Source organism: Methyloradius palustris (assembly GCF_019703875.1).
Lineage (GTDB): Bacteria > Pseudomonadota > Gammaproteobacteria > Burkholderiales > Methylophilaceae > Methyloradius > Methyloradius palustris.
This window is the reverse complement of sequence record NZ_AP024110.1, coordinates 2,095,429-2,118,560: the sequence shown is the minus strand read 5'-3', so window position 1 is coordinate 2,118,560 and position 23,132 is coordinate 2,095,429. Positions and strand designations below refer to the sequence as shown.

Here is a 23,132-nt window from a genome sequence, read left to right as displayed (position 1 = left end):
TTAGCTCGAAATAGGGCCAGGACGGAAAATGGTACGGGCAAGAATATTCAAGCCAAGTACGAATAAAGTAATCAGCAATGCGCCAGCCCAAGCCAGATGTTGCCAGTCTTCATATGGGCTCATGGCGAACTGGAATATCACCACGGCGACACTGGACATTGCGCCGTTCATGTCTGAACTCCAGAACTGGTTATTCAGCGCAGTGAACAACAGTGGCGCAGTTTCGCCACTGATACGAGCTACGGCTAACAGCAAGCCCGTCAACATGCCTGCACGAGCTGAACGATACACAATAAATGTGGTGACTTTCCATTGTGGTGAACCCAAGGCTGAAGCTGCTTCACGTAAACTCCCAGGGACAAGCTGCAGCATGTTTTCTGTGGTACGCACAATCACTGGCAGTACGATCAGCGATAATGCAATCGCGCCCGCCCATCCAGAGAAGTGGCCGATCCGGTGCACTACGACTTCATAAACAAATAGACCGATTACGATTGAAGGTGCTGAAAGCAGAATGTCGTTGATGAATCTAGTAGCAGGCGCTAACCAGCCAGCTTTACCGTATTCAGCCAGATAAGTTCCAGCAAGCACGCCTATTGGTGTGCCAATTAAAGTTGCAACAAGCACCATGTACAAGCTACCAAAAATCGCATTCAGCAAGCCACCTGCGCTACCAGGAGGAGGCGTATTTTTGGTAAATACATCCAAGCTTATGTAGCTGAAACCGTTGCTAAATAACGTCCATAATATCCACACTAAAAATGTCAGTGCAAACGCCACGGTACAGACTGAAAGTGCAGTTGTAATTACGTTAGTAATCCTACGCTGGAAGTAAAGTGTATTATTAAATGAACTCATGATTGTTTACCTTCTTGCGCTGCAAGCTTGATCAGTAGAAGTTTTGCGCATGCCAGCACGATGAATGTAATGATGAATAGCGTTAGACCCAAAGTAATCAGTGATGAGGTGTATACATCACCAACCGCCTCAGTAAACTCATTAGCTAGCGCGGATGAAATAGTATTGCCTGGCATCAGTAACGAAGCTGAGAGCTCATGCGCATTACCAATCACAAAAGTGACTGCCATGGTTTCACCCAATGCACGCCCTAAGCCCAACATAATGCCGCCCACTACACCGATTTTGGTGTATGGCAACACGATGTTCTTTAGAACTTCCCAAGTGGTTGCACCAAGACCATATGCCGATTCTTTCAACAATGGTGGCACCACTTCAAACACGTCTCGCATTACAGAGGATGTAAATGGAATCACCATAATCGCCAGAATAATGCCTGCCGTCAGCATGCCAATACCCATGGTTGGGCCTGCAAAAATGACACCGATGAATGGCAAGCTCCCAAGGTGATCATTAATCCATGGCTGACCATAATCTGCAAATAAAGGTGCAAACACAAATAAGCCCCACATACCATAAATAATACTTGGGATGCCTGCTAGTAATTCGATTGCGACACCAAGCGGACGCTTTAACCAGTTAGGGCAAAGCTCGGTAATAAACATGGCAATACCAAAACTCACTGGTATGCCAATGACCATTGCAATAGCTGCAGTGACTAATGTGCCGTAAATTGGAACCAGACCGCCAAATTGTATAGTGACTGGGTTCCATGTATCGCTAAAGAAGAAACCAGCACCAAACGCTTTAAGTGCTGGCAGGCTGGAAACCACTAGCGTAGCCATAATGGCAAATATCACACTGAACACCACAAATGCAAAAAACATGGTGCTATTTCTAAAAATCTTATCGAAGAAAGCACCTGAATTGAATTTATGGTTTGAGTTCGACATCACATTTGACTCGTTAGATTTTGATTGTAATGAAAAATGTGCGGAGGAGGAGAGTGCATCTCCCCCTACGTACTTTTCCTCTTGATTGTCATTATAGGAGGACATGCTTATTTATGCATCACTCAGCAGCGATTACTGAACCATCAGCCGCTTTGAGATTTGCTTTCCAATGCGCCTGAATCAGCTTTACTACATCAGCAGGCATAGGAACATAGTCCAAGCCCTTAGCCATCAAGCCACCGTTGGCGTAAGCCCAGTTAAAGAACTTAAGCACTTCTTTACCATTTTCTGGCTTATCTTGTGATTTTTGCAGCAAGATGAAGGTAGCACCTGCAATTGGCCATGTTGCTTTACCTGGCTCGTTGGTCAGAATTTCGTAGAAGCCAGGAGCATTTTTCCAGTCAGCGTATTGAGCTGCTGATTGAAAGCTCTGGATGCTAGGCTTAACAAATTCACCTTCTTTATTTTGCAATGTAACAAAAGGCAGTGCATTTTGTTTTGCATAGGCAAACTCAACATAACCAATAGAGCCTTTAACGCGTTGAACGTATGAAGCTACGCCTTCATTACCTTTACCACCAATACCGGTAGGCCATTGGATAGAAGTGTCAGCACCTACTTTATCATTCCATTCTGGACTAACTTTTGTTAAGTAGTTAGCGAACACGAATGTGGTACCAGAACCGTCTGAACGGTGAACTACAGTAATCGCTGAATCAGGTAGATCAACACCTGGATTCAATGCTTTGATTGAAGCATCGCTCCACTTGGTCACTTTTTTCAGGAAAATATTAGCTAATACTTCGCCATTTAATTTCAAGACGCCATCTTCAATACCTGGAATGTTTACTACTGGAACAACGCCACCAACTACTGTTGGGAACTGCATAAGGCCTGCTTTATCTAACTCATCTTGCTTCAAAGGCTTGTCTGATGCGCCGAAATCAACAGTCTTATTAGTGATTTGCTTGATACCACCGCCAGAACCAATTGATTGGTAGTTTAATTTAACGCCAGTTTTAACGTTGTAAGATTCAGCCCATTTAGCGTAAATAGGGTATGGAAATGTTGCGCCAGCGCCAGTAATATCGACTGCGAAAGCACTGGTGGCCACTGTGAAGCTGACTGCAGCTAGTGTGCATTTCAGCGTACGGTTTAAAAGTTGCATTGATTTCTCCCGATTGTTTTGCAAAAAAATGTGTCTAGCTAGAGTTAAAACAACCCAAATTCGACCTGTAAAACCAGCCTGAAGCATAATCGCTAATTATGACACTATTGTGACGAATTCTTTAATCACGCTATGCCCGATATTTACACCGCGCTGTGCGTTAGCACTGAGAGGTATGTGTAACGCTTTGATGTATAATCTTGCTACTTAAAAACTAATCTTTATTAAGCTTAGATTTAGTCTAGGCAAGAAGGCTGTTGCATCAATGGAACCGGAACACATCAATCTTATTTCAAATCGTTTAACTGACCTTGTTGAGCGTAACAATGCACTTCGGGGGTATCTTTGACTTTGAAACCAAGCAACAACGCCTGGAAGAAGTCAGTCAGTTATTAGAAGACCCCAAGGTATGGAATGACAATGAGCGCTCGCAAAAGCTAGGCAAAGAAAAACGCGAGCTAGAGCAAGTGGTTAAAGCGCTCACCGAAGTCGAGATTGGTTTACGTGATGGTCGCGAGCTCTTTGAAATGGCACGTGAAGAAAACGACGACGATACCTTACTTGGCGTTCAGGCCGACAGCGAAGCGTTGGAAAAGCGTGTGGCTGAAATGGAATTCCGCCGTATGTTCTCCGGCCAGATGGATCCCAACAATTGTTTCATCGAATTTCAATCTGGCAGTGGTGGTACAGAAGCCCAGGATTGGGCAGGTATGCTGTTTCGTATGTACCTACGCTATTGCGAGCGCAAAGGCTTTAAGGTTGAAGTACTTGAAGAGTCTGAAGGCGATATCGCTGGTATCAAAGGCGCTTCGATTAAAATCACTGGTGATTACGCTTACGGCACTTTGCGCACTGAGAATGGCGTGCATCGCCTAGTGCGCAAATCTCCATTCGACTCAAACGCCAAGCGCCATACCTCATTTGCCAGTGTGCAGATATTTCCAGAAGTAGACGATTCCATCGAGATTGAAATCAATCCTGCAGATTTGCGTGTAGATACTTACCGAGCCAGTGGCGCTGGTGGGCAGCATATTAACAAGACAGATTCCGCTGTGCGCATTACGCATATTCCAACGAATACGGTTGTGCAGTGTCAGAACGATAGATCTCAGCATCGCAACCGTGCCGAGGCGATGAATATGCTAAAAGCGCAGTTATACGCGCTAGAGTTGCGTAAACGTAACGAAGAAAAGCAGGCGCTGGAAGACTCCAAAACCGACATTGGTTGGGGTCACCAGATTCGTAGCTATGTACTGGATCAATCACGTATTAAAGATTTACGTACCAATGTAGAAATTGGCAACACTCAAGGCGTGCTAGATGGCGACCTTGACCCATTTATTACCGAGAGTTTGAAGCAGGGAGTATAGCAATTGAGTGAACAGCAAAATCCATCTGAGCAAATGCCAGTACAAGATGAAAATCATGTGATTGCCGAGCGCCGTGAAAAACTTAAAACCATACGGGCTAATGGCGTTGCTTTCCCTAATAATTTCAAACCTGCAGACCATGCAGCCAATTTACATGCTGCACATGGCGATAAAGAGAATGAAGCATTTGATGCCACACCAGTGATTGTGAGCCTTGCTGGCCGCATGGTGCTGAAACGTGTAATGGGTAAAGCCAGTTTTGCTACCGTACAAGATGGTTCTGGCCGTATTCAATTGTTTATTTCCAAAGATAATCTTGCTGCAGCAGGCCAGCCAGGAACTATTTACGAAGATTTCAAGCATTGGGATTTAGGCGACATTGTTGCGGCATCAGGCGTGCTGTTCAAAACCAAGACGGGTGAGCTGTCTATCAAGGTTTCTGAACTGCGCTTGCTGACCAAATCACTGCGCCCACTCCCTGAGAAATTTCATGGCCTGGCTGATCAGGAAACCAAATATCGCCAGCGCTATGTTGATTTGATTGTGTCTGAAGAAACGCGCAAGACTTTCATCACGCGTAGCAAGATCGTTTCGGCTATTCGTGGCTTCATGTTACAGAATGAATTCCTTGAAGTAGAAACGCCAATGTTGCACCCAATTCCAGGTGGCGCATCGGCCAAGCCTTTCAAGACACATCACAATGCGCTGGATATGGAAATGACATTGCGCATTGCACCTGAGCTTTATCTCAAGCGATTGGTTGTTGGTGGTTTTGAGCGTGTGTTTGAGATCAACCGTAATTTCCGCAATGAAGGCTTGAGCGTTCGCCACAACCCCGAATTCACCATGATGGAGTTTTACGCAGCCTACACCGACTACCAGTGGTTGATGGATTACACAGAAAATTGTATTCGTGCCGCTGCGATTGCAGCATGTGGTTCAGCGGTGCTGCAATATCAAGGCCGTGAGCTGGATTTAAGCAAGCCTTTTCAACGCCTGACAATTGCTGGCGCAATTCAAAAATATGCGCCGCAATACACATTAGAGCAGCTTGGCGATGCTGCTTTCTTGCGTGCAGAACTTAAAAAGTTTGGTGTAAAAGCGTTTGATCATGTTGGCTTGGGCGCATTGCAATTAAGCCTATTTGAAGAAACCGCTGAAAGCCAATTGTGGAAGCCGACTTATATTATTGACTACCCAGTGGAAACTTCACCTTTGGCACGTGCATCAGATGCAAACCCTGAAATTACCGAGCGATTCGAACTGTTTGTTACAGGCCGTGAAATCGCAAACGGTTTTTCTGAATTGAACGATGCAGAAGATCAATCTGCCCGTTTCTTAGCGCAAGTAGCTGCAAAAGAGGCGGGTGATGATGAGGCTATGTATTACGATGCTGACTTTATTCGCGCGCTTGAATACGGCATGCCACCTACAGGCGGCTGTGGCATTGGTATAGACCGTTTGGTGATGTTGCTGACTGATAGTCCAAGTATCCGTGATGTGATCTTGTTTCCACATATGCGGGCTGAGAACTAGATTTCTTTAAGAAACGCGATTGAATAAAAAAGCCCCGAAAGGGGCTTTTTTATTATTGTCTAGCGTTGGTGGATGTTGCTGAATCAAGAAGTCACAACACATTTTTTTAATACTCGGTCTATAAAATCACTCATCTAAATATCGTGATTTCACAACGAATATTTAGGTCTACAAATCCATTATTGGCCTGTTGTATTTCTGCAACAAAATAGCCATATCTCAATCTTCGTCATCAATTTGTCACATTGAATCCGCAAAATCCACTCGGGTTGAAAGCAACTTTACCAATTTATTTATTAACTAGGGGTGGACCACATGAAGAGTATGAAACTACGCGGCGTATTCATTGCCGTAACAGGCGCGCTAGCATTGAGCTTTAGCGCGGGCGCAATGGCAGATTCAACATTTGACCTTGTTGATGCTTTAGTTAAAAAGGGCGTACTGACTGAAGAAGAGGCATTGCCTTTGCTAAAAGGTCGTGAAAACGATATTGCAGCAGCCGATAAGAAAGTGAAAAAAGCAGCACGTGTAACGATTAGTGACGCAATTGATAATGCAACAGTTTATGGTGATGTACGTGTGCGTGAAGAATATCGCAAGGGCGGTGGTTTTGGTACGGCTGGTGCGGGTGCTGGTATTTTTGGTGAGGAAGAGAGATCTAGAGGTCGTTATAAGCTGACTTTTGGTGTAGAGACCAAAGCAGACGATTTTTATACTGATTTGGCCTTTGCGATGGGTCCAGGTGGTCGCTCTGACAATGCTACGTTTGGTAATGGTGGTAATGGAACTAATGGCGCAAATAACAAAGAGACTTTGTACGTTAAGCGCGCTATGGTTGGTTGGAAGATGACTGACTGGCTAGCTGTTGAGGCGGGTCGTATCAAGAATCCGCTTTACACTACCAGTATGGTATGGGACGGTGATTTAACGTTTGAGGGTGCTGCTGAAAAAGTAAGCTACGATTACAACAAAATCAACTTCTTCGGTAATTTTGTGCAATCACAATACGTTGGTGACTACAAGAACTTTTCTAATGTGGGTAATCCATCATTGTCGACTTCTGGAGATCGATACACCAACAACATTTTGGCTTTCCAAGGTGGCTTGAAGTTTCCTATCACCGATATGGTTTCTGCTAAGGCTGCAATTACTTACACGACTTATAGCAACAATAAAAATAACGGTAACAATAGTAACCAAAATATCTTTGTGCCTTCTTTAACTGGCGCTAGTACGGGAATTGTAGCCGCTAACAGTGGCACTAACAATTTGCAGACTATTGAAATTCCTGCGGAAATTGAATTTAAGACTGCAGGTGACTTAAGTTATAAGGTTTTTGGCGACTATGTATATAACACTGCAGGCAGTGACCGCTTTAATGCAGCTATTAATTCTGTTGGTGCCAACACGACTACAGGAAAAAAACTTGCCGCTGCAGGAAATGATGACACCGCTTGGTTGTTGGGTGCAGGCATTACATCAGCTAAAGACAAAAAACCATCCAAGGGTGATTGGCAAGCAAAATTCTGGTGGCAAGATGTGGGTACTTATGCAGTTGACCAAAATGCGGTGGATTCAGACTTGATGGACTCACGCGTCAACATGAAGGGTGTTGTTGCCAAAGCCACCTATAACTTGCGTAGCAACGTATTTGTTGATGTTACAGGTGCTTCTGCTACACGTAAAAATAGTGCCTTAGCAACATCAGGTACGGCAAGTGATATTGGTCTTGATTTAAATAAATACCAATTGCTGCAATTGGATTTGACATACAAGTTCTAAGCAAAATTGTTAGTGATTTAAAAGTTTGATTGAAAAGCCCCTAGCGTGAGTTAGGGGCTTTTTTTATGGTTTAATGCAGTATGTGCATATTTGGCTAAGAACAAAAATAACCATGTATATCGCCCCCCCTGAAAAGCCTGGCTTTTTATCATTTCCTTATCTTTTGCACGTATTCTCTCTGGCTTTTATCTATTGGCTTGCAGCGCACGGCAACAGTTTATTTGCGAGCGCTGAGGTATTAAGCAGTTCCACTTTAATTAATCCAACCAGTTGGGCTACTTTTTTTAATCCTGCCACAGGCATTGCTCTGGCGGCACTTCTGGTTTTTGGCTTTCGCATTTGGCCTGGCGTTTTGATTGGTGCTTGGGCAGTGCAAGCGGGTGCTTCCCATCTTACTGATACAGCTCAAACCCAGGGGATAGGGCTTGCGTTACTTTCTACTACAGGCATGGCTTTAGCTCAGGGCTTGCAAACATTATTCGCTTATTATTTATTGCAACGCTTCGCCAGGTTTGACCAAGCGTTTTCAAGGGTGCGTGATCTGGCACTGTTGGTCACTGTCACAGTGTTTATCGTATCTCCTTTGCATGCCGCTGTAAGTGCGCTTTTGTTGTCACAATCAGGCGTTAAAGATTCATTTGAGCTTTACACGCAATTTAGCTGTGTGTGGATGACAGATGCCCTCAGTTATCTCTTATTTACCCCTGCAGTATTAGCCGTTTATCGCTTTGAGCCTATACGCTGGAATATTTCCAAGGTCATTGAGGCCATCATACTGGCGAGTTTGCTGGCATTGGGATGCATATGGGTGATGATGGGCGCGATTCAAATGCCAGAATGGCTGATGTTACAACCTAAAGTATTTCTCTTATTTCCTCTGATGGTGTGGGCTGCACTGAGTTTTAATCAGCGCGGTGTGGCTTTGGTCAGTGTGCTGGTGATTTTGGCTGGCTTGTGGGGCGTTGCGCATCATTCTGGATTTTTTGCGAATGATTATGCAGAAACACGCATGGTGGGTTTCTGGATATTTACGCTGGTATTTTCAAGTTTGGGCTATGTGCTCTCTGGCATCAATGCTGCACGGGTTAGGGCAGATGAAACACTCAAGGAGCAGCGTGATATTTACGATGCATTGATGCAGGCGCAGGCCGATGTCAACGAGGGCTTGATGATCGTACAAGATGCCAAAATCGTCTACATCAACGATGCTTTGTGGCGTATCGGTGGGTTTGAGCCAGGTGATATTCCCATCGGCTCAAGCTGTTTTATTGTGATACATCCGTCAGAGCGCAATAAGCTCATGGACATACACCAGAAACGAATGCGTGGTGAAGATGTACCCGAGCGTTACGAATCAATAGGGCTTGCAAAAAATGGTGATTCAATCCCGATTGAAATCGCCGCTGCATCGTTGCGTGATGGTAGCAACAGAATTGTGGTGCTGGTGATTGATATTAGCGAGCGCAAAAAAGCCATGGCAGCCTTGATGCAAAGCCAGCAGGATTACCGTGAGCTGATAGAGTCAGTTAGCGCAATTGTCTGGCGCGCCAAGCCAGGCGGGGCGTTCACTTTTGTGAGCCAGGAAGCTGAATCCATACTCGGGTACCCGATTGACGAGTGGACGACCAACCCCAATTTTTGGGTGCAAAAAATACATCCAGACGACCAGGATTGGGTCGTTGATTATTGTATAAGTGAGTCATCCCTGCTGAATGCTCATTCTTTTGATTATCGAATGATTGCTGCGGATGGTCGTGTAGTCTGGATACACGATATGGTCAAAGTCATCCCTGATAAACACGGAATCAGGCCGCTAGAGTTAGTTGGGGTGATGATGGATATTACCTCTCGCAAGCAGGCTGAAGCAGCGCTGCGCCTCTCACATCAGGTATTTGAGCACACGGCAGAAGGCATTGTGATTACGGATGCCGACTTCAATGTGTTGGAAGTGAATCAGGCTTATGAAAACATTACAGGATTCAGCAGTGAAGAAATGGCTGGGAAAAAGCCAATACAGTTAAGTAGTGATCTACACGAGCCCCACTTTTACGAATCTATCTGGCAAACCATAGAAAATACAGGGCAATGGGTAGGTGAAATCTGGAATCGACGCAAGAGTGGCGAGAGTTATCCTGAGTGGTTATCGGTTAGCAAAATCGTTGATACCCAAGGCGTCATACAGAATTATGTGGCTGTTTTTACCGATATTACACAGCGCAAACTTTCAGAAGAGCGCTTGCAGTTTTTGGCAAATCACGATGCGTTAACGCACTTACCTAATCGCGCTTTATTGCAGCAGCGCCTGGAGCAGGCTTTACTTAGAGCTCAACGTAACCAGAGCAAGATTGCCGTACTGTTTATTGATCTTGACCGCTTCAAGGTCATTAACGATACCTTGGGTCACCACGCTGGTGATTTATTACTGCAAGAGGCGGCGCGGCGTTTACAAGGGTGTCTGCGCGAATCAGATACGGTCGCGCGGCAGGGCGGTGATGAATTTGTGATATTACTGGAAGATTTTGCAGATACCCAATACCTGACCTCAATCGCCCGCAAAATTATGAGCGTGCTTGGGCAGCCTTTTATTTTGCTTAATCAAGAGTTGCATATCAGCGCCAGTATTGGCATTACCGTCTATCCTGAAGATGGTACCGATATGTATTCATTGCTAAAAAACGCTGATGTGGCCATGTATCGCGCTAAAGAAAACGGAAAAAATACCTTCCATTTTTATGCGGCCGAGAATAACTCACACAGTGTAGAACTGTTAGCCCTGGAAAACTCGCTGAGGCGTGCATTGGAACGCAATGAATTCGTTGTGCATTATCAAGCCAAAGTTGATTTGCAAACGCAGCAAATCATAGGTGCTGAAGCGTTATTGCGCTGGCAGCATCCTGAGTTGGGATTGCTCTCGCCTATCCACTTTATTTCGCTGGCAGAAGAGACTGGTCTGATTATTGATATTGGGGCTTGGGTCATGCAGGAATCCTGCAAACAAGCGCGTAGATGGCAGACGGTGAGTGCCGATATTATTCGTGTTGCAGTCAACCTGTCAGCTCGGCAATTCCGTGAGGATGGCCTAAAAGATGTCATTGCGGATGCGCTGGAAGATAGTGGCTTAAGTGCGGGTTGCCTGGAGCTGGAGATTACAGAAAGTATGATTATGCAGAATGCAGAGCGTGCCAGTGATGTTCTACAGCATTTCCGTGATTTGGGTGCGCATGTGCTGATTGATGATTTTGGTACGGGTTATTCTTCGTTAAGTTACCTCAAGCAGTTCCCGATTGATGCTCTCAAGATTGACCGCTCATTTGTGCGGGATATTCCACACGATGCTGATGATATGGCGATTACCAGTGCAGTGATTGCGATGGCCAAGAGCTTGAATATGCGCGTGGTGGCGGAAGGGGTGGAAACTGCATCCCAGTTGAAATTTCTCGCTAGCAAGGGTTGTGACCAGATGCAGGGTTTTATTTTCAGTGAGCCGATATCATCTGATGATTTTTACGATCTGTTAAAGAGCGTGAATGTCGCAAGGCGGCTCAATAGCAAGATGATTCAAGACGCGCAATAGGCTTAACGATGGCCTTCCTTGGCCATGTTGATTGAGTAGCGCGGTATCTCGATCACGACATCTTCTTTTTCTACTTTGGCCTGGCAAGATAAGCGCGAAGTTGGTTTTAATCCCCATGCCTGGTCCAGCAAGTCTTCTTCATTTTCTTCTGCTGGGTTCAGTGAGTTATAGCCTTGTGTGACGACGATATGGCAAGTGGTACACGCGCAAACCCGGTCACAGGCGTGGTCAATATCAATATGCTGTTCAAGCAGGTTCTCGCAGATTGAGCGATCAGTCTTCGCCTCAAAGCTGGCGCCTTCAGGGCAGAGTTCAGGATGAGGCAGTACGGTGATTGTTGGCATTTCTATTATCTATTCTAGTGTTTGGTTGATATTACAGCTGCAGGCTGTTTAAGTCTTGCCCAGCAAATGCCTGCTTGATTGATGCGTCCATGCGGCGTGCTGCAAAGTTTTGAGTGGCTTCGTTAAGTATATCAATGGCTTTTACAATTGCATCAGCATCTTGTGCTTGCACCAGTGTTTTCAATGCTTCCAGCGGCTGGTTAATTTCAGCAAGTTCTTGCGCATCCAGCAAATTGCCATCTTGTTCCAAGGCTGCAGTAATGGCTTCAATCAAGCGTTGCGCATCTACTTGTGCCTCGCGCAACGCCCGTGCTTCCTTGTCCTGTTTTGCTGTGCCAAATGAGGTTTGCAGCATGTGCGTGATCTGCTCTTCACTTAACCCATAAGACGGTTTAACTACAACGTTAGCTTCAACCCCCGTGGTTTGTTCACGCGCGGTGACTGAGAGCAAGCCATCCGCATCAACTTGTAAGGTCACACGAATGCGCGCTGCGCCAGCCGCCATCGGCGGTATGCCACGTAATTCAAACTTGGCGAGGGAGCGACAATCGGTCACCAAATCACGTTCACCCTGCAACACGTGAATGCTCATGGCGGTTTGGCCATCTTTGAATGTAGTGAAATCCTGCGCGCGCGCCACTGGCAGGGTGGAGTTGCGCGGGATGATTTTTTCCACCAAGCCACCCATGGTTTCCAGACCTAATGACAAGGGAACAACATCAAGTAACAGTAAATCATCTTCATTACGGTTACCGACTAGCGTATTTGCTTGAATAGCGGCGCCAAGTGCCACCACTTTGTCTGGGTCGAGATTCACCAGTGGTTGCTGTTTAAAGTAATCGGCAACTGCTTCGCGTACATGCGGCATGCGTGTAGCGCCGCCCACCATGACAATACCTGTGACATCTTCAATACTGAGGCTTGCGTCACGCAAAGCCTTGCGTGTTGGTGCCAGCGTTTTACTTACCAACGGATGTGTAACCGCAATAAAAGTGCTACGACTAAGTGCTAGGCTAATCGTTTCGCCATTAGTAAGCGTTAGCTTGATATGCGCTTCGTCATGATCGGTTAACCATTCTTTGGCGGCGCGTGCTTGGGTAAGTAGTGAGCGACTGTCTTCCGCATTTAATTGGCTGAGCTTGCTTTCTTGCAAGGCCCAATCAAAAATCGCACGGTCAAAATCATCGCCGCCTAGAGCGGAATCGCCATTGGTGGCTAATACTTCAAATATCCCTTTGGTCAGGCGCAATATAGAGATATCAAACGTGCCTCCACCCAAGTCATATATGACATAAGTGCCCTCAGCAGCGTTATTCAGGCCGTAGGCCACCGCTGCTGCTGTTGGTTCGTTAAGCAGACGGAGTACATTGATACCTGCTAGTTGTGCGGCGTCTTTTGTGGCTTGGCGCTGTGCGTCATCAAAATAGGCTGGGACAGTAATCACGGCCCCCGTGAGTTCACCACCTAAAGATTTTTCAGCACGCTCTTTTAATACTTTGAGGATTTCAGCAGAGATTTCTACTGGGCTTTTGATCCCTTCGCGTGTTTCAATTTGCACCATACCTGGCGTATTGATAAAGCGGTACGGCATGTGTGCCTTGTCGGCAATATCTTCAAGGCCACGGCCCATGAAACGCTTGACTGAGGATATGGTGTTGGTAGGGTCTTGGCTTTGTTGGGCAAGCGCGTCATAACCGACATCTATTTGTTTATTCGACTGATAATGCACGACAGAAGGCAGCAGGCTGCGGCCAGATTCATCTTCCAGTACAGTATTCAAGCCGCTGATGATGCTAGCGACTAGCGAATTGGTCGTGCCAAGATCAATGCCCACAGCCAGCCTGTGCTGGTGGGGGGCGGTGCTCATGCCGGGCTCGGCGATTTGCAATAAAGCCATATTTAGTTTTCTAGTTTTTCTATACTTTGCGAGACATCTTCACGCAGTTTTTCTATAAAGCTCAGTTTGCGCACAGTGTCCGCAGCTAGTTCCAAATCGTTAGTTTCATCTAAAGCGATTTTTAGGGTTTGCTGCAGGGTATTGGCATTTTGCGCAATTTCGTTCAGCAGGTTATCCAGCGCATCAATATCTTTGGCATTACGCGCATCTTCTATGGTTTCGCGCCACTCCATTTGCAGCATCAAGAAATCTGCTGGCATGGCTGTATTGTTTTCTTCGTCAGTAGCTATGCCTGCCAGTTTGAGAAGATAGCGCGCCTTGGACAGCGGCTGTTTTAGCGTCTGGTAGGCATCATTTGCAAGCGTGGCCATTTGCATCGACTTCATGCGCTCAGCTGAGCTGGCAGTTACAAAGCGATCAGGATGCACTTCGCTCTGTAACTTGCGATAGTTGATATCTAGTAGCTGGGAGTCAACGCTGAATGTGGCAGGTAAATTGAACAGTTCAAAATAGTTAAGGTCGCTGTCTTGCCTAGTTTCTTGCATAGTCATTACTTACAAATTCTGCACAGCGCCCGCACCAGCACTTAAACCGTAAAGCTTTCGCCGCAGCCGCACTCGTCTTTAACGTTAGGGTTGTTAAACTTGAAGCCTTCGTTCAGGCCTTCTTTGGTGAAATCCAGCTCTGTGCCGTCGATATAGACCAAGCTTTTTGGGTCAACAATCACTTTAACGCCATGGCTGTCAAAAGCTACATCTTCAGGCAACAGGTCATCCACGAACTCAAGCGTGTAAGCCATGCCAGAGCAACCCGTGGTTTTAACGCCCAAGCGCAAACCAATGCCTTTGCCGCGATTGGCCAGGAATTTGTGCACGCGCTCTGCGGCAGTTTCTGTCATTGTGATTGCCATATTGACCTCAATAATTGCTTAAACTGTGGTGGTTTCTGGAGCCGTTTGCTTTGATTTCAAGTCAGCTACTGCTGCCTTGATAGCGTCTTCAGCCAACACTGAGCAATGGATTTTCACTGGCGGTAAAGCAAGCTCTTCCGCAATCGCAGAGTTCTTGATTTGAGCAGCCTGATCAAGCGATTTGCCTTTAAGCCATTCTGTTACGAGTGAGCTTGATGCAATCGCAGAGCCGCAACCATAGGTTTTGAATTTTGCATCTTCAATAATGCCAGCATCATTCACCCTGATTTGCAGTTTCATGACGTCGCCGCAAGCTGGTGCGCCAACCATGCCAGTACCGACCTGCGGGTCATTTTTGTCCAAAGTGCCCACATTCCGTGGGTTTTCGTAGTGGTCCAAAACTTTATCTGAATAAGCCATTTTAGTACTCCTTAAAATTAATATGCTTTGCAAACTCGTTGTTGGCTTCGGCTCGCCGTACTATTCGTACTGTCTTTGCCTTGCCGCCTAGATTTTGCTTTGCCTATTAATTTTTATTAAAAACTTAAAATATTAAAAAATTGCTGATGCCAGCAAAAGCCAACTTTTAATGTGCTGCCCATTCAACCTTACTTAGATCGATGCCTTCAAGATGCATTTCCCACAAAGGTGATAATTCTCTTAATTTACCAATCTTGCTTTTCATCAGTGCTACGGTGTAATCAATATCTTCTTCAGTCGTAAAACGACCAATTGAGAAGCGAATCGAGCTATGCGCCAACTCATCAGAACGCCCCAATGCACGTAGCACGTAAGATGGTTCCAGGCTGGCAGAAGTACAAGCTGAACCGCTTGAAACCGCAATGTCTTTCACAGCCATAATCAGTGATTCACCTTCAACAAAGTTAAAGCTGATATTGAGGTTATGCGGCACGCGGTGTTTCATATCACCATTCACATACACCTCATCTATCTCTTCCAAGCCGCTGAGCAATCTGTCACGCAGGCGACGAATACGGGCATTTTCCAGTTCCATTTCTTCACGAGCGATGCGGAAAGCTTCGCCCATACCGACGATTTGGTGGGTGGCCAGCGTACCTGAACGCATGCCGCGCTCATGGCCGCCACCATGCATCTGCGCTTCAATGCGGATGCGTGGTTTACGGCGCACATATAATGCACCTATGCCTTTAGGGCCGTAAGTTTTGTGGGCTGAAAAGCTCATCAAATCGACTGGCAGTTTTTCCAGGTCAATGGCTACTTTGCCAGTCGCTTGCGCTGCATCTACGTGAAAAATCACATTGTTCTCACGGCAGATATTGCCGATGGCTTCTATATCCTGAATCACGCCAATTTCATTGTTGACCAGCATGACGGATGCTAAAACTGTATCTGGACGAATCGCTGCGCGGAATTTATCTAAATCAACCAAGCCATTGGGTTCAGGGGCTAAATAGGTCGCTTCAAAACCAACGCGCTCAAGTTCGCGTACAGCATCAATCACGGCCTTGTGTTCAGTCTGGATGGTAATGACGTGTTTGCCTTTAGCGCTATAAAAGTTTGCGGCGCCCTTGATCGCAAGGTTATTTGATTCTGTTGCGCCTGAGGTCCACACGATTTCGCGTGGGTCAGCATTCACCAGTTTCGCCACTTCATCACGGGCGTTTTCAACGGCTTTTTCTGCTGTCCAGCCAAACGGATGGCTTCGCGATGCCGGATTGCCGAAATCTTCGGTCAGGAACGGGATCATCTTTTCAGCAACACGCTTATCCACTGGCGTTGTGGCTGAATAGTCCAGGTAAATCGGGGTATGTACGCTCATCTTTACTTCCTCACACTGCAATTGCAGTTAATCTTCTCAAACGTGATAACTCGTTTTCAAGTACGAGTAAAAAATCTTCAATTTGCTGGCTGGTGTTGTTATTCGCCAGGCTCACACGGACTGAACCGCGTGCTAAATCCTCATCTATGCCCATTGCCATTAATACATGGCTGGGTTCAGTACTGTCGCTGGAGCAGGCTGACCCACTCGCTACTGCAAAACCCTTACGATCAAGCGCCATCACCAGCGTTTCGCCCTCAATATTTGGGAACGCAAAAAAACTCGTATTCGCCAAACGCTCAGCCTGATTGCCGAATATCACAGCGCCTAACTGCTTCAGGCCAACTTCTAATTTATCGCGCAGTTGTCGTACATTGCCAACGCGTTGGATTAATTCGCGGCTAACCAGTTCACATGCTGCGCCAAAACCCACAATCGCAGCCAGATTCTCGCTACCACTACGCAAACCTTTTTCTTGCCCACCGCCGTAAAGCAGTGGTTGTATATCTACTCGCTTATCCAGTATCAAAGCGCCAGCACCTTGTGGGCCATTGATCTTGTGTGATGACACACTCATGGCATGCACATTCAGGTCTGCAAAATCGACTTTCATTTTGCCGAGTGCCTGTACGGCGTCGGTATGGATGAACGCCTTTTGGCTTTTGGCGATTTCTGCCAGTTTGGCAATATCCTGAATCACGCCAGTTTCATTGTTGGCCAACATTACAGATATCAGGCCAATTGCATCGGCAAGTTTGTTTTTTGCCAACAATTCTTCTAATGCGCTCTGTTCAACAAAACTGTTTGCATCAACAGCAATTGTTTCTGTTTTAACGCCAGCACACTTCAATGCCTGCGCTGCCCGAGTAACGGCAGGATGTTCTATGGCACTAATGGCAATTTTCTGATGGCCATTTTTAGCGGTAATGCCATAAATCGCCATGTTGTCTGATTCAGTGCCGCTACCCGTGAATATCACTTGCGAAGGGTGCGCACCTGTAGCATCAGCCACTTGTTCTCTTGCTCGTTCAATCGCTTGCCTTGCCGTGCGGCCAAATACATGGCGGCTGGTTGCATTACCAGGCTGGGCAGTCATATAAGGCAACATGGCTTCTAGTACACGGCTATCAAGTGCCGTGGTGCCATTGTTATCAAAATAAACTGCTTCAGTCATATTCAGCTAGTTAAGCCGTTGCTGGCTCAACTTGTTTCTGCACTTTTACGCACTGTATTTGTAATTCAGGGCGTGCAGCGAAAATGTTCTTGCTACCTTCAAGCTGTGACTTTACTAAGTCTGCGAGGCTCACACCTGAGAGATACTCTAATATCTTTATATTCAGGCTAGACCACAAATCATGGGTCATACAACGACGGTCATCATGGCAATTCTCTTCGCCACCGCAACTGGTGGCATCAATCAACTCATCTACAGCACTGATGATTTGCGATACCGAGATTTCATTATGTTTTTTTGCAATGCGATAACCGCCACCAGGACCGCGTACACTTTTAACTAGGCCACCACGACGTAAGCGGCTAAATAACTGTTCAAGATAAGACAATGAGATGCCTTGGCGCTCGCTGATGCCAGCGAGCGTGACAGGCTTATCTACCTCATTGAGTGCGAGGTCGAGCATGGCTGTGACGGCAAATCTACCTTTGGTCGTTAATCGCATTTCAGTCTATTTTCCTGAACGAAGTCATTACAAAATTAAAGCTTGAGTATTCGGGAGTATTTTTCGATTTAACTGCTTGAAAACATTAACTCGATTATGTAAGCCGTCGAATTGCTTTGTAACCTTAGCTTTTAGTCTTTCAAAGCTATATTTGACGGCTCATTTCAGGCGATAATCTTATAATACCTTAACACTTTAGTCAACTATTTAAACTGCGAGTTCAATCTTAATTAAACAAGTGTTTAATAGTGTTTTGAAATGACCTCTAAGCCTTGCGCTTAGGAGTTCTTCAGTGAGTTGACATCGAAAGCTTTGCCCACTTCGGCGTCAGTTTCCACATCAACGCCCAGCTGTTTTAGCTCGAGTAATGCTTGCTGCAATTGCAGATCTTGCTTGGCAACTCGGTCTAGCAGGCTGTAGACAATTTTAACAATCGGGTCGTTCATGCTTTCGCATACTGCATAGGCAACAAAGTTGGTGCTATCTGGTAGATGATCGATGGCTTGTGGCTTCTCGCTATCAATAATACGGGCAGGGATGCCAACTGCGGTAGCGCCAGCAGGCACATCTTTGACCACAACCGCATTGGAGCCAATCTTGGCTTCAGCACCAATGATGATAGGCCCCAGGATTTTCGCGCCAGCGCCGACCACCACGCCATTAGCGAGAGTAGGGTGGCGCTTGCCTTTGTTCCATGATGTGCCGCCTAGTGTAACGCCGTGGTAAAGCGTGCAATCATCGCCAATTTCAGCGGTTTCACCGATGACAACGCCCATGCCATGATCGATAAATACACGCCTGCCTATGGTTGCACCTGGGTGAATCTCGATGCCAGTGAGAAAGCGAGCGATATGTGAGCTAAGTCTAGCTAGCCAATAGAAACGATGCGTCCAAATCCAGTGCGATAAGCGGTGGATAATTAGCGCATGCACGCCAGGGTAAGTGGTGAGTATTTCCCATTCAGTGCGTGCCGCAGGGTCACGTTCAAATACGACTACAATATCTTCTTTAATCTGTTTAAACATTGCTTAAACGCTTTCTATTTTGTTTTTCGCTTGTAGGGCTTGTTCTTTGCGGGGCGCTTGCGTGTGCTTTAAAATACCGCGCAAGATATTCACTTCTTCTTTCTCAAGCCGTGCGCGTGCGTATATTCGTCGCACACGCTGCATCAATTTTTTCGGCTCATTGGGATTAAGAAAGCCGATTTTGATCAAGGTTTCTTCAAGGTGCGTATAAAAACCTTCAACATCGTCGCTAGTTGCCAGTGGCTGCTCAGGCGTTGTGACTGATAATACACTGGCTGACTCACTCTCTAATACTGCCATTCGCAATTCATAACAGACTACTTGCACAGCTGCTGCGACATTCAGCGATGAAAAATCTGGGTTAGTTGGAATCATCGCCAGTAGCTGGCATAAATCCAGCTCTGCGTTAGATAGCCCACTCATTTCTGTGCCGAACACCAAAGCTACAGGCTGGTTCTGCGCAATCACTGCGGTCTGTTTTGCCGCTTCGCGCACAGAAAGCAGTTCATGCGACAAATTACGTTTACGCGCGCTTAACCCAATGGCAACAGCACAGCCGACTAATGCTTCTTCAAGTGTGCTGCATACCGTTGCATTTTCCAATAAATCAACCGCCCCACAAGCCAGCGCATTGGATTCGGCATGAGGAAATCTGTCAGGCGAAACCAATACCAGATTGGTAATGCCCATGGTTTTCATCGCCCGCGCAGCCGCGCCGATATTGCCTGGGTGGCTAGTCTGGCAAAGCACGATGCGAATATTATTTAAGGATTGCAATTGGCTGGGCATTTTATTAAGTGAATTGTCTATTTGGTTGTATTGGCATAAAGCTTTAAAATGCTATTTTAACAGTTCTTTAAAAGCGCTTCTTGCTGATTCGTGTGCGCAGTCAAATGCCGAAAATCAACGCAAGTTAGCCAACGTGGAAAACCATCTATGCATCCTATTTTGACCAATGCAGTAAAAGCCGCGCGCCGCGCAGGCAGTATTATCACGCGCGCCTCACAAGATGTAGGCGCACTCAAGGTGCGCAGTAAAACCTATAACGATTTTGTTACTGAAGTGGATCAAGCCGCAGAGCGGGCCATTATTGAGACCTTGCAAGATGCCTACCCAGACCACGGCTTTTTAGGTGAAGAAAGCGGACATGACCGCACCGATGCTGAAAATGTCTGGATTATCGATCCGCTTGATGGCACCACCAATTTCCTGCATGGTTTTCCACAATACTCAATTTCAATCGCCTTAATGCAGCAAGGCGTACTGACCCAAGCCGTTGTTTACGACCCAAACCGCAATGACCTATTCACCGCCACCCGTGGCCGCGGTGCTTACCTAAACGATAAACGTATTCGCGTGAGCAATCGCGCCAAGTTGCAAGAATCCATGATAGGCACTGGCTTCCCATTCCGTGATTTTGCGCATCTTGATACCTATCTTGCCATGTTCAAGGATATGGTAAAAAAGAGCTCTGGTGTGCGTCGTCCCGGCTCTGCCGCACTAGACTTGGCTTACGTAGCCGCAGGCTGGTTCGATGGCTTTTGGGAAATTGGCCTTTCAAAATGGGATATCGCCGCAGGTGCTTTGCTGATTCAGGAAGCTGGCGGTATTGTTGGCGATTTTGAAGGCAACGAAGAATGGATCAATAGCGGCAATATTGTTGCAGGCAATCCAAAAGTGTTTGCGCAGATTCTGCAGACATTGGCACCACATTTAACTGACGGACTCAAAACAAAACCAGCCGCTAAAGCTGATTCAGTCGAACTGTAGTTAGTTATAGTCTAAATGGCTACCGATAATACCCAGCAACACACGCCGATGATGCGCCAGTATCGGTGGTGTGTGATTTTATGTAATAAAATCAATAGTTTGTATATATAAATTATTAATTGGGCTACGTATGGGCTACTAGAATGTGGTCACACGATATGTTTATATTAAAAAAACGGCGCATTGCTGCGCCGTTGGAGGGAGATCATGAATAAGCGATTCAAATAAATTGGAGAGAGCTTGAATTGCAGGAACTAGTTTAATTTTTATCTGCTGATGTAGTGAGGGAGCCCATCACCTCTATCAATGGGAATATCTCACAACTTATCTCAGTAAATTCACTACTCGGGATTTTCTCCCATGTCGGTTTAGTAGGAAACCATTAAAATAATCGGACTTGCTGATTTACCACTAAAACGATTCTTTGTTCTGCAGGCTTTAGCTCAATGAGCCTTAAACTCCGTCTTAATCTAATCATTACCATATTACTGGGCCTGATCCTGCTGATTGGCGTTGTTCTGATGATTCGCAATGCCCGTGATGATGTACGTGCAGAAGTGGAATCTACAACCCTGTTAGCCCTGCATTTACTGGATGCAGAGATTCTGTATTACACGTCTGATTACGACTGGGCGAATGGCGTTACGCTAAAAGACCCGTATGGGAACAAAACGTCCATTTTCCGTTTGCAGAGTTTGGATAACGTTCGTCACTTACACATTGAGTTTTTCGATGCCTTCGGTAAGTTGAGTGACAGCAATAGTGCACCACTTACACCTCAGGAAGAGGTCACGCCGTTGTGGTTTGTTCGTGCCGTAGATATGGTGGCACCTATCATGAAGCCGACGCATAGAAAGGTGACGATCAATGGTCGTGTGCTTGGTGAGTTAGTAATCACGCCTGATCCGTCGTATGAAATTGCAGAAATCTGGCACGACACTCTGGGCTTACTTTTTCTGGTGGCTATCTTTTTCGTAGCAGTGAATGCCATGATTTATTGGGCAGTAGGGCGCGCACTTCGTCCCGTTGATGCCATCATGACCGCACTTTCTGAGCTGGAACAAGGAAATCTGCAAGCACGCCTACCTACGTTCAGCTTGCGAGAGCTGACTGGTATCAGTACAAAATTCAACGCCATGGCGCAAACACTGCAAAGCAGCATTCAGAATAACCATCGTCTAACTCAGCAGATCATTAGTTTGCAAGAAGATGAACGAAAAAATCTTGCCCGTGATCTTCACGATGAGATCGGTCAATACCTCACCGCAATTCACGTAGATGCATCAGCAATCCTCAATGCCAAACAGCTAGATGCAGTGCGCGAGAGTGCCAGTGCCATCGATTCGGTGGCAAGGCAGATGATGGATATCGTGCGTGATATGTTGCAGCGCTTACGTCCTGGCGTTCTTGATGAATTGGGTTTGGATGCCGCGTTACGCGATCTGATCGATACCTGGCGACATCGGAATCATCATATTAAAACTAATGTGAATATCTCAGGTCCGCTTGAAATGTTGGACGAAACAGCAAGCATCACCGTATATCGCATCGTGCAGGAATGTTTGACCAATATTAGCCGTCACTCAGAAGCAAGCCGTGTTGATATCAAGGTAGAAAATGCCAATGACCAGATTACGTTGATTGTGAACGATGATGGGCGCGGATTCGGAGCTGAGACTACTGCAACGGGCTTTGGCCTCGCAGGCATGCGTGAGCGAGTTGAAGGCCTGGGCGGTATTTTTAATTTAACCAGCGGCCCAGGCTTAGGTGTAATTGTCGCAGTGATCCTTCCATTAACCACAGAGGTTGTTTAATGAGTGTGCCCATTCGCATTATTTTGGTTGATGACCATCTCGTAGTGCGCTCAGGTTTGCGCCGCTTGCTTGAGCAGAGTGATGATTTGGAAGTCATTGCTGAAGCCGATAGTGGAGAGCAGGCCTATCAGATATTTGGTGAACATCTGCCCGATGTGCTGGTCATGGATATGTCCATGCCTGGCATGGGTGGTTTAGAGGCTGTTCGCCGTATCCTGGCACGTTATCCGGCTGCACGGATTGTCATTTTCTCCATGCATGAAAATGCCACCTTTGCTACTCAGGCACTCACCGCTGGTGCCCGAGGCTATGTTGCAAAATCAGGCGCGGCTGATGATCTGGTGCGTGGTATCCGTGAGGTAAATGCAGGCCGCAGCTATCTTAGCGCTTCTATCGCTCAGAAAATTGCATTGCAATCCCTCTCTGGAGAGGAAGACCCTATTAAGCGATTATCTGCCCGTGAGTTCGAAGTTTTCAGGCTACTCGCTGAAGGCGGTGCAATAGAAGTAATTGCGGATACCCTTAATATCAGCCAAAAAACAGTCGCCAATTACCAGACCATGCTCAAACAAAAACTGGGCATCAATAGCCCAGTTGAGTTAGTGCGTCTTGCTATCCGTTATGGCGTGATTCAAGGGTGACTCACGCCAAATA

20 protein-coding genes are annotated in these 23,132 nt (G+C 46.3%); 7 read left to right on the top strand and 13 right to left on the bottom strand.

All coding sequences use genetic code 11. The features are described from left to right. The 3 genes from pstA to pstS form a co-directional block, all read right to left on the bottom strand. A complete protein-coding gene (pstA, locus tag ZMTM_RS10155; protein ID WP_221763741.1) occupies positions 1–858 on the bottom strand; it encodes a phosphate ABC transporter permease PstA in 858 nt (285 codons plus the stop codon). Further along, on the bottom strand, positions 855–1,811 hold the full coding sequence (gene pstC, locus ZMTM_RS10150; RefSeq protein ID WP_221763740.1) for a phosphate ABC transporter permease subunit PstC: 957 nt from the start codon (positions 1,809–1,811) through the stop codon (positions 855–857). The genes pstA and pstC overlap by 4 nt, the downstream gene beginning before the upstream one ends. Positions 1,812–1,929: 118 nt before the next feature. Then, on the bottom strand, positions 1,930–2,979 hold the full coding sequence (gene pstS / locus ZMTM_RS10145; protein ID WP_221763739.1) for a phosphate ABC transporter substrate-binding protein PstS: 1,050 nt from the start codon (positions 2,977–2,979) through the stop codon (positions 1,930–1,932). Positions 2,980–3,244: 265 nt separating this feature from the next. On the opposite strand from pstS, the gene prfB reads away from it, so the two are divergent. The 4 genes from prfB (at position 3,245) to ZMTM_RS10125 (ending at position 11,241) form a co-directional block, all read left to right on the top strand. Then, a protein-coding gene (prfB, locus tag ZMTM_RS10140; protein ID WP_221763738.1) for a peptide chain release factor 2 occupies positions 3,245–4,349 on the top strand; the annotation gives its coding sequence in 2 pieces (ribosomal slippage) (positions 3,245–3,325 and positions 3,327–4,349; 1,104 coding nt in all). Between the two features lie 33 nt (positions 4,350–4,382). Beyond that, positions 4,383–5,885 (top strand): lysine--tRNA ligase, encoded by a 1,503-nt coding sequence (lysS, locus tag ZMTM_RS10135; protein ID WP_221765686.1) that lies wholly within the window; start codon positions 4,383–4,385, stop codon positions 5,883–5,885. Positions 5,886–6,200: 315 nt separating this feature from the next. Then, positions 6,201–7,667 carry a putative porin gene (locus ZMTM_RS10130; RefSeq protein WP_221763737.1) on the top strand — a complete coding sequence of 489 codons (1,467 nt, stop codon included), beginning with the start codon at positions 6,201–6,203 and terminating at the stop codon, positions 7,665–7,667. 112 nt (positions 7,668–7,779) lie between these two features. Further along, positions 7,780–11,241 carry a bifunctional diguanylate cyclase/phosphodiesterase gene (locus tag ZMTM_RS10125; RefSeq protein WP_221763736.1) on the top strand — a complete coding sequence of 1,154 codons (3,462 nt, stop codon included), beginning with the start codon at positions 7,780–7,782 and terminating at the stop codon, positions 11,239–11,241. Between the two features lie 2 nt (positions 11,242–11,243). Here the strand turns inward: ZMTM_RS10125 and fdx are convergent, their stop codons facing one another. The 10 genes from fdx to ZMTM_RS10075 form a co-directional block, all read right to left on the bottom strand. Further along, the gene (fdx, locus tag ZMTM_RS10120; RefSeq protein ID WP_221763735.1) at positions 11,244–11,585 is read right to left on the bottom strand and encodes an ISC system 2Fe-2S type ferredoxin; all 342 of its coding nucleotides are present in this window, start codon (positions 11,583–11,585) and stop codon (positions 11,244–11,246) included. Between the two features lie 31 nt (positions 11,586–11,616). Further along, the gene (gene hscA / locus ZMTM_RS10115) at positions 11,617–13,482 is read right to left on the bottom strand and encodes a Fe-S protein assembly chaperone HscA (RefSeq protein ID WP_221763734.1); all 1,866 of its coding nucleotides are present in this window, start codon (positions 13,480–13,482) and stop codon (positions 11,617–11,619) included. Between the two features lie 2 nt (positions 13,483–13,484). Then, positions 13,485–14,027: a Fe-S protein assembly co-chaperone HscB gene (hscB, locus tag ZMTM_RS10110; RefSeq protein WP_221763733.1), complete on the bottom strand. Its 543-nt coding sequence runs from the start codon at positions 14,025–14,027 to the stop codon at positions 13,485–13,487. Between the two features lie 41 nt (positions 14,028–14,068). Next, complete coding sequence (gene iscA / locus ZMTM_RS10105) at positions 14,069–14,392, bottom strand: iron-sulfur cluster assembly protein IscA (protein WP_221763732.1); 324 nt, start codon at positions 14,390–14,392, stop codon at positions 14,069–14,071. Positions 14,393–14,410: 18 nt separating this feature from the next. Next, positions 14,411–14,812: a Fe-S cluster assembly scaffold IscU gene (iscU, locus tag ZMTM_RS10100; RefSeq protein WP_221763731.1), complete on the bottom strand. Its 402-nt coding sequence runs from the start codon at positions 14,810–14,812 to the stop codon at positions 14,411–14,413. A gap of 166 nt (positions 14,813–14,978) precedes the next feature. Continuing rightward, on the bottom strand, positions 14,979–16,193 hold the full coding sequence (locus tag ZMTM_RS10095) for an IscS subfamily cysteine desulfurase (protein WP_221763730.1): 1,215 nt from the start codon (positions 16,191–16,193) through the stop codon (positions 14,979–14,981). A 10-nt stretch (positions 16,194–16,203) separates the two neighbouring features. Continuing rightward, entirely contained in the window at positions 16,204–17,367 is a 1,164-nt protein-coding gene (locus tag ZMTM_RS10090; protein ID WP_221763729.1) for a cysteine desulfurase family protein, read from the bottom strand. 10 nt (positions 17,368–17,377) lie between these two features. Then, a complete protein-coding gene (iscR, locus tag ZMTM_RS10085; RefSeq protein ID WP_221763728.1) occupies positions 17,378–17,869 on the bottom strand; it encodes a Fe-S cluster assembly transcriptional regulator IscR in 492 nt (163 codons plus the stop codon). A 278-nt stretch (positions 17,870–18,147) separates the two neighbouring features. Further along, positions 18,148–18,894, bottom strand: a complete 747-nt coding sequence (gene cysE / locus ZMTM_RS10080) for a serine O-acetyltransferase (protein WP_221763727.1) — start codon at positions 18,892–18,894, stop codon at positions 18,148–18,150. A 3-nt stretch (positions 18,895–18,897) separates the two neighbouring features. Continuing rightward, positions 18,898–19,683, bottom strand: a complete 786-nt coding sequence (locus tag ZMTM_RS10075) for an RNA methyltransferase (RefSeq protein ID WP_221763726.1) — start codon at positions 19,681–19,683, stop codon at positions 18,898–18,900. A 147-nt stretch (positions 19,684–19,830) separates the two neighbouring features. On the opposite strand from ZMTM_RS10075, the gene ZMTM_RS10070 reads away from it, so the two are divergent. The 3 genes from ZMTM_RS10070 to ZMTM_RS10060 all read left to right on the top strand — a co-directional run bounded on the left by ZMTM_RS10070 (position 19,831) and on the right by ZMTM_RS10060 (position 23,119). Then, the gene (locus tag ZMTM_RS10070; protein WP_221763725.1) at positions 19,831–20,664 is read left to right on the top strand and encodes an inositol monophosphatase family protein; all 834 of its coding nucleotides are present in this window, start codon (positions 19,831–19,833) and stop codon (positions 20,662–20,664) included. 446 nt (positions 20,665–21,110) lie between these two features. Continuing rightward, positions 21,111–22,478, top strand: coding sequence for a histidine kinase (locus tag ZMTM_RS10065; RefSeq protein WP_221763724.1), 1,368 nt, complete (start codon positions 21,111–21,113; stop codon positions 22,476–22,478). Then, the gene (locus ZMTM_RS10060) at positions 22,478–23,119 is read left to right on the top strand and encodes a response regulator (RefSeq protein WP_221763723.1); all 642 of its coding nucleotides are present in this window, start codon (positions 22,478–22,480) and stop codon (positions 23,117–23,119) included. The genes ZMTM_RS10065 and ZMTM_RS10060 overlap by 1 nt, the downstream gene beginning before the upstream one ends. The last annotated feature ends 13 nt before the right edge of the window (positions 23,120–23,132 follow it).